This is a genomic window from Streptomyces sp. URMC 126 (assembly GCF_051386555.1).
Classification (GTDB): Bacteria; Actinomycetota; Actinomycetes; order Streptomycetales; family Streptomycetaceae; genus Streptomyces.
Genome location: NZ_JBPQTX010000048.1, coordinates 1 through 12041, shown reverse-complemented (window position 1 = coordinate 12041; position 12041 = coordinate 1). Strand labels below are relative to the sequence as shown.

The 12041-nt window shown below is 71.5% G+C and carries 11 protein-coding genes and 1 riboswitch; of the genes, 2 read left to right on the top strand and 9 right to left on the bottom strand.

The annotated features are described in order from the left end of the window. Positions 1 to 319: 319 nt before the first annotated feature. On the bottom strand, positions 320 to 1702 hold the full coding sequence (locus ACSNOK_RS08795; protein WP_436780036.1) for an NAD(P)/FAD-dependent oxidoreductase: 1383 nt from the start codon (positions 1700 to 1702) through the stop codon (positions 320 to 322). Positions 1703 to 2142: 440 nt separating this feature from the next. Further along, positions 2143 to 3363: a helix-turn-helix domain-containing protein gene (locus ACSNOK_RS08790; RefSeq protein WP_436780035.1), complete on the bottom strand. Its 1221-nt coding sequence runs from the start codon at positions 3361 to 3363 to the stop codon at positions 2143 to 2145. 144 nt (positions 3364 to 3507) lie between these two features. On the opposite strand from ACSNOK_RS08790, the gene ACSNOK_RS08785 reads away from it, so the two are divergent. Together ACSNOK_RS08785 and ACSNOK_RS08780 are read left to right on the top strand one after the other, a co-directional pair. Continuing rightward, complete coding sequence (locus tag ACSNOK_RS08785; RefSeq protein ID WP_436780034.1) at positions 3508 to 3786, top strand: type II toxin-antitoxin system Phd/YefM family antitoxin; 279 nt, start codon at positions 3508 to 3510, stop codon at positions 3784 to 3786. Further along, complete coding sequence (locus ACSNOK_RS08780) at positions 3783 to 4052, top strand: type II toxin-antitoxin system RelE family toxin (RefSeq protein ID WP_436780033.1); 270 nt, start codon at positions 3783 to 3785, stop codon at positions 4050 to 4052. The genes ACSNOK_RS08785 and ACSNOK_RS08780 overlap by 4 nt, the downstream gene beginning before the upstream one ends. 11 nt (positions 4053 to 4063) lie before the next feature. On the opposite strand, the gene ACSNOK_RS08775 is transcribed toward ACSNOK_RS08780, so the two are convergent. The 7 genes from ACSNOK_RS08775 to ACSNOK_RS08745 all read right to left on the bottom strand — a co-directional run bounded on the left by ACSNOK_RS08775 (position 4064) and on the right by ACSNOK_RS08745 (position 11744). Further along, on the bottom strand, positions 4064 to 5017 hold the full coding sequence (locus ACSNOK_RS08775) for a Ppx/GppA phosphatase family protein (protein WP_436780032.1): 954 nt from the start codon (positions 5015 to 5017) through the stop codon (positions 4064 to 4066). Between the two features lie 12 nt (positions 5018 to 5029). After that, positions 5030 to 5581 (bottom strand): DUF501 domain-containing protein, encoded by a 552-nt coding sequence (locus ACSNOK_RS08770; protein WP_436780031.1) that lies wholly within the window; start codon positions 5579 to 5581, stop codon positions 5030 to 5032. 67 nt (positions 5582 to 5648) lie between these two features. Continuing rightward, on the bottom strand, positions 5649 to 6116 hold the full coding sequence (locus ACSNOK_RS08765) for an FtsB family cell division protein (protein ID WP_436780030.1): 468 nt from the start codon (positions 6114 to 6116) through the stop codon (positions 5649 to 5651). A 139-nt stretch (positions 6117 to 6255) separates the two neighbouring features. After that, on the bottom strand, positions 6256 to 7539 hold the full coding sequence (gene eno, locus ACSNOK_RS08760; protein WP_436780029.1) for a phosphopyruvate hydratase: 1284 nt from the start codon (positions 7537 to 7539) through the stop codon (positions 6256 to 6258). Positions 7540 to 7981: 442 nt separating this feature from the next. Next, positions 7982 to 8719 carry a transglycosylase family protein gene (locus tag ACSNOK_RS08755; RefSeq protein WP_436780028.1) on the bottom strand — a complete coding sequence of 246 codons (738 nt, stop codon included), beginning with the start codon at positions 8717 to 8719 and terminating at the stop codon, positions 7982 to 7984. A 4-nt stretch (positions 8720 to 8723) separates the two neighbouring features. Continuing rightward, positions 8724 to 8903: riboswitch (cyclic di-AMP (ydaO/yuaA leader) on the bottom strand. Positions 8904 to 9163: 260 nt separating this feature from the next. Continuing rightward, positions 9164 to 10342 (bottom strand): transglycosylase family protein, encoded by a 1179-nt coding sequence (locus ACSNOK_RS08750; RefSeq protein ID WP_436780027.1) that lies wholly within the window; start codon positions 10340 to 10342, stop codon positions 9164 to 9166. 151 nt (positions 10343 to 10493) lie between these two features. Beyond that, on the bottom strand, positions 10494 to 11744 hold the full coding sequence (locus ACSNOK_RS08745) for a cytochrome P450 family protein (protein ID WP_436780049.1): 1251 nt from the start codon (positions 11742 to 11744) through the stop codon (positions 10494 to 10496). Positions 11745 to 12041: the final 297 nt, after the last annotated feature.

The window sequence follows — 12041 nt, the reverse complement described above, 5'->3', positions numbered from 1 at the left end:
ATCTAACACCTAAACACCGGCGAGCCGTGCTGTACTCCTTCCCTCCGGAAGTGCGTCACCTTCGCGCCCGGGGCGGGAAATCGCCACGACGGCCGAGCGGGCGGCGCGCGCCGGGGGCGCGCCGGCGCGGCACCGGGCGGACGGCGCGCGGGAGCGGCGGGGGCGCGGTACGGCGTGCAGGGGTCGGGAAGGCGTGCGGGGGGCGGGAAGGCGGCTAGGGACTACGAGAAGCCGCGAGGGTACGCCGAAGGGCGCCCACCCCACGGATTTGGTGGACGCCCTTGTGCGGATGCCGTGCGTGCGGCGCGCGGCGGGGGACTCAGCCGGCCTTGGCCTTCTGGGTCGGGACCGCGTCGGCCGGCTGCGGAGCGGGCTTGGCGGCCTCGTAGAACTCCTCGCGGGGGTTCTCCATGGCACCGAGCGAGACGACCTCGCGCTTGAGGAACATGCCCAGCGTCCAGTCGGCGAAGACGCGGATCTTGCGGTTCCAGGTCGGCATGGCCATGCCGTGGTAGCCGCGGTGCATGTACCAGGCGAGACGGCCCTTGAGCTTGATCTTCATCTTGCCCATGACGATCATCGCGACGCCCTTGTGCAGGCCGAGACCGGCGACCGCACCCTTGTTGGCGTGGCTGTACTCCTTCTGCGGGAAGCCCCGCATACCGGAGATCACGTTGTCGCCGAGCACCTTGGCCTGGCGCAGCGCGTGCTGGGCGTTGGGCGGGCACCAGGCGTTCTCGTTGCCGGCGCGGCGGCCGACCATGTCCGGCACCTGGGCGTTGTCGCCCGCGGCCCAGATGTAGTCGGTGCCCTGCACCTGGAGGGTCGCCTGGGTGTCCACGTGGCCGCGCGGACCCAGGGGCAGGCCGAAGCGGGCCAGCGCCGGGTTGGGCTTGACGCCCGCGGTCCACACGATGGTGTTGGCGTCGACCTCGAGGCCGTTCTTGAGCACGACGTGGCCGTCGACGCAGGAGTCCATGGACGTCGAGAGGTGGATCTCCACCCCGCGGCTCTCCAGGTGCTCCTTGCCGTACTGGCCGAGCTTGGGGCCGACCTCGGGGAGGATCTTGTCCGCGGCGTCGACCAGGATGAAGCGCATGTCCTCGCGCTTCACGTTCCGGTAGTGCTTGGCCGCGTCGCGGGCCATGTCCTCGACCTCGCCGATCGTCTCGGCGCCGGCGAAGCCGCCGCCGACGAAGACGAAGGTGAGCGCCTTGCGGCGGATCTCCTCGTCGGTGGTCGAGTCGGCCTTGTCCAGCTGCTCCAGGACGTGGTTGCGCAGGCCGATGGCCTCCTCGATGCCCTTCATGCCGATGCCGTTCTCGGCGAGGCCGGGGATCGGGAAGGTACGGGAGACCGCGCCCATCGCGATCACCAGGTAGTCGAAGGGCAGCTCGTAGGCCTCGCCGACGAGCGGCGCGACCGTGGCGACCTTGCGGTCCTGGTCGATGGTGGTGACGCGGCCGGTGAGGACCTCCGCCTTGGGGAGCACACGTCGCAGCGGCACCACGACGTGACGCGGCGAGATGCTGCCGGCCGCTGCTTCGGGGAGGAAGGGCTGGTACGTCATGTACGAGCGCGGGTCGACGACCGTGACGGTCGCCTCGCCGTACCGCATCTTCTTCAGGATGCGGCGCGCCGCATACAGGCCGACGTACCCACCGCCTACTACGAGGATCCGTGGACGCTCCGTGGTGCTCATGATTCGAGTATCCAGCACACCCCGAAGGGGTGCTCGTGCGCCCCTTCACAAGACGTAAGGGGGTGTCTGCTACACTGCGCCGCCCACGTGACGGACGCCATACCCCTCCCGGGGAACCACCGGGCCCCAAAACGCGTTGACCACCCCCGCTGAGCTGGACTTGTAAGCCGGAACGCAACTGGACCACTCGGTTCCGCCGCCCTGCCCAAACGTTCCTTCTCACCTGCCGGAGAAGGCCCGTTCGCGCTCATCAGGGCCCCATCGGCCCCGGATGGGGGCCGATCGGCACTGGACCGACGTTCCGGACCCTCATTTTCATGTGAAGGATTTCACGAACTTTTTCCCCGGGAGTGCGACGCCCCGCCCATCCGGGCCGCTCCAGCCCGCCTGACCACCCCGTAACGGCCCCCTCCACGCGAGGTCCGCCGCTGCCGCCGCCCTCAATCCAGCCCCGCAAGCACGTCCACGAGCACGCGCCCCTCCTGCGCCCCGCGCCGCAGCAACAACGCCGCCACCGCGTGCAACTCGCCCCACGCATGCGGCCGACCGACCTCCGCCGCGTCACCCACGACGGCCAGCGCCGCCTCCAACGCCGCCTCGGCCTCTCCGGCCCCTGCGTACGCGTGCGCGAGGCACGCCCCGTACCAGGCCCTGTCCCGCCGAAAGGCGGGCGCGAACCCGGCGAGCCCCGCCACCAAGTGATCGACGGCGCTCGACCAGGCCTTCAGATGCACGTCCGCCATGCCGCGCTGCGCCGAGAACCAGGACTCCCCATAGAAGTACAGCCAGGGCGGAGCGTCGCGCGCGTCAAGGATCACGCGGTGCGCTTCGTCGAGATTCCGGTACGCGCCTTCGGCATCGCCTTCGAGCGCGCGCCCTCGTCCCGCCATCTGAAGCGCCATGGCCCGCGTCGCCCGGCTCGCCCCGGGCGTGGCCGCCGCCGCTTCGGCGAGCCTGACGCACCCGCGCCCCCTCCCCTTCGACCAGGCGAGATGGGCCTTCATGCTCATGGTGGTGGCCGCCATGTCACCGTGCCCGGCCTCCAGCGCCCAGTCGTACGACCGGTCGAACCAGGCCAGGGCCACCGGGGTGTCGTCCTGATCCTGCGCCATCCACGCGAGGAACTGCGCGTACTCCGCCATCACCTTCACCAGCCGGTCCGCGAGCGGCCCTCGCGCCTGGTCGTACAGCCCGGCCACCCGCTCGAACTGCGCGGCCACGACGCCGGCCACGACCCGCGAACCGAGCGTGTCCTCGGCCCGGCGATGAGAGGCGAGCAGCCGTTCCATCGCCTCAAGGGAGGCCACGTCCAAACGCATCCGCCCGTCGCCCGCTTGTCGAACCCGGTCCATCGCGGGATCGGCGACCACCTCGGGCAACACCAGCGACGGCAACGGCAGCTCCGTCCTCGCGCCGCCAAGCAACTCGGCCGGGACACCCAGCCCCCGGACGATCCGCTGCCGCACTTCGGCCGAGGTCACCCTCCGCCGACGGTTCTCGATGGCGGAGACATCGGGCTGCGACAGCCCCACCCGGGCGCCCAGTCGGCTCTGGCTGGCACGGGTCAGCACCCGCCAGCTCTTCAACAACGCCGCCCAGTCCTCGGCCGCTACGGCGGCCCGTAAACGTGGATGCGCCCAGACGTCCGGCTCCGGCTCCATGGCCGGAATATACGGCTGCCGTATGCGGCCTGGCGGCGATTCAGCACGGCAGCCGGCGGCCGGCGGGCGCCCCGGGAGCGCGAAGCGACCAGGCGTGGACACCGACCAGCGCGCCGTGTACACAGTGACGCGTACACTGGCCCCATGGCCGAGAACACCGTGACCGTACGGGAAGCCCGCGCGCACCTCGCGGACCACATCAACCGGGCCGAGGAAGGCATTCCCACGGTCATCACGCGCAACGGCGCGCCCGTCGCGGCCGTGGTGCCGATCGCGGACTTCGAAGCGCTGGAGGAAGCGGCGGATGTGATGCTGGCGCGGGAGGCGGAGGCGGTGCTGGCCGAGGGCGGGCCCACCGTGACGATGGCCGAGTTGCTGGCCGACCTGTTCGCCGAGCGGGGCCAGGGTGAAGACGCCGCGTGAAGTACGCCTTCCGCTTCACTTCGGCGGCGCAGCGGCAGCTCCGGGCCGTCAGCCGGCCGGACGCCATGCGCATCCTGGCCGCGCTGACCGCGCTCGGCGACGATCCGTACCGCGAGGACGCCGACGTCAAGAAGCTCAGCGGCCCGTCGGGGCTCTACCGGCTCCGGGTCGGTAACTACCGGGTCGCCTACCGGATCGACGACGGCGAACTCCTGATCCTCGTCGTCAAGGTAGGCGACCGGCGCGACGTCCACCGCAACCTGTAGCCCCTCTTACCTCACGCCTCTTCCGCCGTCTTCCAGGCGATCCCGTCGAGGATGTCGTGCTCGCTCACCACGACGTCCTCCGCCCCGATCCGCTCCATCAGACACTGGAGCACCAGAGCGCCCGCCGCGATCACGTCGACGCGCCCCGGGTGCAGCACCGGGATCGCCGCCCGCTCCTCGTGGGTGGAGGTGAGGAGGCGGGAGGTGACCTCGCGGACGCGGGCCAGGGGGATGCGCGCGTGGTGGATGGCCGTCGAGTCGTACTCGGGGAGGCCGAGGGCGATGGCCGCCACCGTGGTCACCGAACCGGCCAGGCCGACGAGCGTCCGGGCCTCGCGCAGCGGGACCGTCTCCTCGGCGAGGTCGAGGGCGGCCTCGATGTCGGCCCGTATGGCGGTGATCCGCTCCGCCGACGGCGGGTCCACCACCTCTCCGTCCGCGACGAGGTGACGTTCCGTCATCCGGACGCAGCCGACGTCCACGCTGCGCGCGGCCCGCACCCGGTCGTCGCCGACGACGAACTCCGTCGAGCCGCCGCCGATGTCCACCACCAGGAAGGGACGGTCGAGGTCCGTGCGGCCGGCGAGCTCCTTGGTGGCGCCGGTGAAGGAGAACTCCGCCTCCAGATCGCCCGTGATCACCTCGGGCTCGACGCCCAGGATGTCCACGACGCCGGCCACGAACTCCGCGCGGTTCTTCACGTCCCGGGACGCGGAGGTGGCGACGAACCGTACGCGCTCCGCGCCGTGCGCCCGGATCACCTCGGCGTACTCCCGGCACGCGGCGAACGTCCGCTCCAGCGCCTCCGGCGCGAACCGCCCGGTGCGGTCCACGCCCTGGCCGAGCCGGACGATCGTCATCCGCCGGTCGAGCTCCTTGAACCCGCCGGTGGCGGGGTCGAGGTCGGCGACGAGCAGACGGATCGAGTTCGTACCGCAGTCGATCGCGGCAACACGGCGGGTCATGCGGAGTTCTCCCTATTCCTCGTCGGAGCTGTCGGACGGCGACTGCGCGCCGCACGGCGTCACGCACGGCCCCTTGCGCCACCACTCCGGCAGCATCGCGATCGTCTCGTCGCCCAGCGGGTTGACGCCGGGACCGGCCGCCAGCGAGTGCCCCACCAGCACGTGCAGGCACTTGACCCGGTCCGGCATGCCGCCCGCGCTCGGGAAGCCCTCCAGCACCTCGATCGCGTCCCGCCGGCGGATGTAGTCCTCGTGCGCGGCGCGGTACGCGGCGGCCAGCTCCGGGTCGCTCTGCAGCCGGGCGCTCATCTCCTTCATCACGCCCTCGGCCTCCAGCGTGCCGATGGCGGAGGCCGCCCGCGGGCACGTCAGGTAGTACAGCGTCGGGAACGGCGTGCCGTCCTCCAGCCGCGGCGCGGTCTCGACGACGTCCGGGTTGCCGCAGGGGCAGCGGTGGGCGATCGCCCGCAGGCCGCGCGGGGGGCGGCCGAGCTGCTCCTTGAACGCGGCGATGTCCGCGTCGGTGGGCTCGGTGGGCTCGGTCTGGGGAGGAGGGGTTTCCATGTGCTCGCTCGTGTCGGAGGGTCGGAGGGTCGGAGGGGTTTCGAAGAGAGTGCGGCGGCGCCGCGCGTCAGCGACGGGCGTCCGAGGTGTCCACGCCGTCCCAGAGGTTGACGTACCACGGCCGGTCGGCGGCGCCCTGGTCGCGGCGGTGCCGGGCGTTGCCACTGCCGTCCACGACCGTGTAACCGGTCTCGCCGGGCCGTACGTAGTGCAGGTGCTCGCGCGCCAGCCGTTCCACGTACGCGGGGTCCTCCAGCCGCGCCTTCTCCTCGCGCAACCGCTTCACCTGCTCCTTGGCCTGCTCGGAGCGGTGCCGCTGGTCGTCGATGTCCGAACGCTGGGTGACCCACTGCCGCATCGGGTAGGCCAGGGCGACGATCAGCGAGCAGACGACGAGCGCCAGCAGCGCCGCCCGGCCGGTGAGCCGGCTGCGCCGCGGCGGACGGGTGCGCCGGGCCCGGGCGTCGGGGCCCTGGACGAGGACCGTGCCGATCGCCTTGAGCCTGGTCGCGGTGGAGAACCGTTCCGCCGCCACATCGCCTCCCCGCTGCCGGCTTCACCGAAGCCGGAACGCATGCCAAAACCGTCCCCGGCCACGGTACGGGACCGTGGCCGGGGACGGGGTGAGGCGTGAGGCTTTGTCAGCCTCGCACGCGCACTGCCGGAGGCGCGGCTCAGCCCTGGCGGAAGCGCGGGAACGCGCTGCGGCCGGCGTACACCGCGGCGTCGTCGAGGATCTCCTCGATGCGCAGCAGCTGGTTGTACTTGGCGACGCGCTCGGAGCGGGCCGGGGCGCCGGTCTTGATCTGGCCGCAGTTGGTGGCGACGGCCAGGTCGGCGATGGTGACGTCCTCGGTCTCGCCGGAGCGGTGGGACATCATGCACTTGAAGCCGTTGCGCTGGGCCAGCTCGACGGCGTCCAGCGTCTCGGTCAGCGAACCGATCTGGTTGACCTTGACCAGCAGGGCGTTGGCGGCGCCCTCCTCGATGCCGCGGGCGAGGCGCTCCGGGTTGGTGACGAACAGGTCGTCACCGACGAGCTGGACCTGGTCGCCGAGGCGCTCGGTGATGGTCTTCCAGCCGTCCCAGTCGTCCTCGAACAGCGGGTCCTCGATGGAGACCAGCGGGTACGCCTCGACGAGCTCGGCGTAGTAGTCGGTCATCTCGGCGGCGGTGCGGGTCTGGCCCTCGAAGGTGTAGACGCCGTCCTTGTAGAACTCGGACGCGGCGACGTCGAGCGCGAGCGCGATGTCCTGGCCGGGGGTGTAGCCGGCCTGCTTGATGGCCTCCAGGATCAGGTCCAGGGCCTCGCGGTTGGAGCCGAGGTTCGGGGCGAAGCCGCCCTCGTCGCCCAGGCCGGTGGACAGGCCCTTGGCCTTCAGCACGGCCTTGAGGGTGTGGTAGACCTCGGTGCCCCAGCGCAGCGCCTCGGAGAAGGACTCGGCGCCGATCGGCGCGATCATGAACTCCTGGATGTCCACGTTGGAGTCGGCGTGCGAGCCGCCGTTCAGGATGTTCATCATCGGAACGGGCAGCAGGTGCGCGTTCGGGCCGCCGAGGTAGCGGAAGAGGGGGAGGTCCGAGGCCTCGGAGGCGGCGTGCGCGACGGCGAGGGAGACGCCCAGGATGGCGTTGGCGCCCAGGGAGCCCTTGTTGTCGGTGGCGTCCAGGTCGAACATGGCCTGGTCGATCAGGCGCTGCTCGGTGGCGTCGTAGCCGACGAGCTCCGGGCCGATCTGCTCGATGACGGCCAGGACGGCCTTCTCGACGCCCTTGCCCAGGTAGCGGTTCTTGTCCCCGTCACGGAGCTCGATGGCCTCGAAGGCACCGGTCGAGGCGCCGGACGGCACGGCGGCGCGGCCGGTGGAGCCGTCGTCGAGGCCGACCTCGACCTCGACCGTGGGGTTGCCTCGCGAGTCGAGGATCTCGCGAGCTACGACGACGTCGATGGACGGCACGAGGGTCTCCTTCGTGTGTGTCTGGGTACTCCAGCGTTCTGCAGCACGAGCCTAACGGGCGCCGGAGGGTCCACCCGCCCCCGGAGCGCCACCCCGCCGGAAAAATGGCACAAACGCCGAGATCAAGGGACGAATGGGCGGGCTGTTCGCTCAACGGGGAACCGGAGCGGGAACTCGCCGGGCGAGAGACCGGGTGAGAGAGGGGACGTACGGAAACGGCGGAGCCCCGCTCCGATGCGGCCCGGGGGGGTCGGTCGCATGGGAGCGGGGCGGTTCCGCTGCGGCTCGGAACGACGTTCCGGGCCGGTGGTACGTGTGCGGCGGTACGGGTCGGGGGGTACGGACGCTGCGGTACGAACGGGCCGTACGCCCCTCGCACCACCGCGCACCGCGCGCCCGGCGCACTTGCCCTTGCGCAGGGCGCGCGGCTCAGGAACGGACCTCAGCTGAGGTGCAGCTTCTGGCCGGGGAAGATGAGGTCGGCGCTCTCCACGACGTCCTTGTTGCGGTCGTAGAGCTTCTCCCAGCCGCCCTTGACCTTCTTGGCCTCGGCGATCTTGGCGAGGGTGTCGCCTTCCTTCACCTCGTACTCGCCGTCGCCGATCTTGACGGTCTTCGGCGCGGCGTGCTTCGGCGCGGCCGGCTTGGCGGCCGGGGCCGGGGCCTCCTCGGCGTGCCGCTGTGGGGCGGCGTGCTTCGGCGCGGCCTTGCGCTCGCTGCGGTCGGCGTGGCTCTGGCCGGTCGAACGCTGGCCCGAGGTCGACTTGGAGACGACCTTGCCGGAGCCGGAGCCGTCGACCTGCGGGGCGCCGCCACCGCGGGTCAGACCGCCCTCGGAGGCGCAGCCCCAGGCGCCGGGGCCCTGGGCGGCGAGCAGCTTCTCGGCGACCAGGATCTGCTGGCCCTTGGTGGCGAGGTCGGCGCGCGGCGCGTACTTGGTGCCGCCCATGGCGGCCCACGAGGACTGCGAGAACTGCAGACCGCCGTAGTAGCCGTTGCCGGTGTTGATCGACCAGTTGCCGCCGGACTCGCACTGGGCCACGCGGTCCCAGGTCTGCACGGAGGCGGCGTGGGCGGACGTGGCCATCATCAGCGGGGCGGCGACTGCGGCGCCGGTGACACCCGCGAGCGTGGCGATGCGGACGGCCTTGTTCGGACGACGGTGCTTGCCCTTGGACATGACTCGGTTTCCTCACCGGCGCCTACGAGGTGAGCTGTCGGGTTCGGGCGTGAGTTGCCCGGCCCGGTGGCTCGCGCTCACCAGGCTTCACCCCAAGCCGTCCCGGTACGTCGGTCGTTGACCGATGAACCGTTCCGGCGACCTACCGTGGTTCCCCCGCTCCTGCCTACGGCGCTTGCGCGACGACTCCCCCGGCCGCCGGCAGGATTCGGCGTGACGACCGTGGTGCTCGCGATGGCGAGCGATGACGACGTTAAGCACAGACGGCCGATGGGTTCAAACCCTCCTTTTCGGCCACCGTCTGCTCCCCCCACCCCGGGGAACTCACTGTTTCCGCAGGTGAGGATGGTTTCTCGGGATTCTGACGAGCCGTCTCCCCGCCGATGTCAACGAGACCCATGTCTCACTTTCATCCGGAACGGACATTCGACGCGAACTCCCCCGCTACTTCTTCAGTTCGAGCTGCTGACCCGGGTGAATCAGGTCGGGATCGCCCCCGACGACCTTTTTGTTGTCCTGGTACACGCGATGCCAGCCGCCCTCGACGCGGTGCTGCTGAGCGATCTCTGACAGGTTGTCACCGGGGCGCACGGTGTAGTCGTGAGCGGCGGAGGCATCGGCGCGCCCGCGCTCGGTGCCACGCGACGCGCGCTCGGCGCCGGAACCGGTCGATTCCGCGCGGTGCTTGCCCGCTCCCGCGCCGTCCGCGCCGGCGCGCTGCCGCTCACCGATGGTGCCGGAGGCGGACGTTCCGGAGTGCGAACCGCCGGCCGTTCCGGCGTCCGTTCCCGACTCGGCGCCGGTACCGGATCGCGAGTCGGCCGTGGAGCCGGCCTTCGAGCCGGTGTTCGCGTCGCCCTTCGCGTCCGTGGACGACGTGTCGGACGAGGTGCCCGCCGCGTCGCCGTCCGGCTTGCGGTGCTTGCCGCCGGAGGACTTGTCCTGCTGCCCACCCGGCTTCCCGGAGGCGTCGGTGCCGCCGTGCTCGCCCGCCTTCCCGTCCTTGTCGGCCGACCGGTCGGAGGAGGCGTCCTTCCCGGTGGAGGTGCCCGACCCCTTCTCGGAGGACTTGCCGGAGGACGTGTCGGAGGACGCGTCGGAGGACGTGTCGGACGTCTTGCCGGACGAGGTGTCCCGCGTCCGCCCGGAGTCGGACGTTCCGGAGGACCCGGACCCGGAGGCCGGCGCGTGCGACGGGCCCTCGACGGCCTCGTGCGGCATGCCCGGGTTGACCTCGGGCGCCCGACCGTCCTTGGTCAGGTCGGACTTCACCGCGCAGGCGGGCCATGCGTACGGGCCGCGCGCCTCCAGAATGCGCTGTGCGACGGCGATCTGCTGGGCGCGGCTGGCCTGGTCGGGGCGCGGCGCGAACTCCGTACCCCCGTACTGCTTCCACATCTCGGGCGTGAGCTGCAGTCCGCCGTAGAACCCGTTGCCCGTGTCCGCGCTCCACAGGCCGCCGCTCTCGCACTGGGCGACGCGGTCCCAGGTGGGCGCGTCGGCGGCGTCGGCCGTGGTGGCGCCGAGCAGGGGCATGGCGATTCCGGCGCCCGTCACGCCCGCGGCGACGACCACGGCGGGCAGTTGACGGGGACGACGATGTCGGCCTTTCCCGGAGAGCATGCGATCACCTCTCGTATGGCTGCCGACCGGCTGCTGACCGCTGCCGATCGTGTGGCTGCTGAATATGACGGCAGAAGATAGCCACGCCCCTCAGGAGCCACAACCCACCGTGATCGACGCCGGACGACGGTCAAGCCGAGTTGACGTATAGTCATGTGCCCGTCTGCCCGGGCTCCGGCGAGAAGGCCACGGGCAGGGTCCGCAGGCCCCGCATGATGAGCCCGCCGCGCCATCTCAGATCGTCCGGATCGGCGGAAAGCCGCAGGTCGGGGAGGCGCCGCAGCAGCGTCGCGAGCGCCGTCCGGCCCTCCAGCCGCGCCAGCGGCGCACCGAGGCAGTAGTGGATGCCGTGCCCGTACCCGAGGTGCTGATTGTCACTGCGGGCGAGGTCGAGGGTGTCGGGGTCGGCGAACCGTTCCGGGTCGCGGTCGGCCGCCGCGAGGACGACGAGCACGGGGTCGCCCTCGGCGATGCGCTGCCCGCCGATCGTCAGGTCCCGGGTGGCGAACCGCCAGGTGGCCAGCTCCACCGGACCGTCGTACCGCAGCAGCTCCTCCACCCCGGTCTCCAGCAGGCTCTCGTCCCCGGCGGCCAGCGCGCGCTGCAGGCGCTCGCGCTCCCCGGGGTTGCGCAGCAGCGCGTAGGTGCCGTTGCCGATGAGGTTGACGGTGGTCTCGAAACCGGCGAAGAGCAGGATGAAGGCCATGGCGGCGGCCTCGTTCTCGGTGAGGTGCTCACCGTGGTCGCTCGCCCTGATCAACCCGGAGATCAGGTCGTCGCCCAGGTCCTCGCGCTTGCGGTGGATCAGCTCGGCGAGGTACGTCCGCATCCGCTTCACGGAACGGGCCACTCCGCCGCGTGGGCCGCCGCCGTGCCGGATCATCATCCCGGCCCAGTCCCGGAAGTCGTCCTGGTCCTCCGGCGGGACGCCGAGCATGTCGCAGATGGCGTAGATGGGGAGCGGGAACGCGAACTCGTGGATGAGGTCCGCCTCCCCGCGCTCCGCGAACCCGTCGATGAGCCGGTCCGTGAGCTCCTGCACGCGGGGCGCGAACTCCGCGACGCGCCGGGGCGTGAACGCCTTGGACACCAGGCGGCGGAGGCGGGTGTGGTCCGGGGGGTCGATGTTGAGCAGGTGCGTCATGAGGTTGGCACTCCGCTCGCCCGGAATGCCCACCTTGCCCTTGCCGTGCGCGGACTCGGAGTGGTGCACGGGGTTCTTCGACAACCGCTGGTCGGCCAGTGCCTGCCGCGCGTCGGCGTACCGGGTGACCAGCCAGGCCTCCACGCCGCTCGGCAGGGCGGTGCGGTGCACGGGGGCGTGCTCGCGGAGCCAGGCGTACGCCGGGTAGGGGTCGCTCGCGAACTCCCAGGTGAAGAGGGGCGGGGTGGGGCCCTCCACGGGGCAGGCGGAACCTTCGCGGCCACCGCTGTCACCGCGGCCACCGCTGTCACCGCTGTCACCGCTGTCACCGCTGTCATCGGGAGCGGCGGATGCGACGGGCGCGGTGCGACGGCCGGCGGTTCCACCGTCGCGTTCGTCGGCCTGACGGTCGTCGGCGCGGCGTTCGTCGGCATGGCGGTCATCGGCGTGGTGGCCGGCGCGACCGTCGGCGTGGCTGTCGGGATGGTCGTCGGTTTTGTCGTGCACGCTCCGACGCTACTAGGGGGTGCGGGGCGGGGCTCCGTGAGAGGCGGG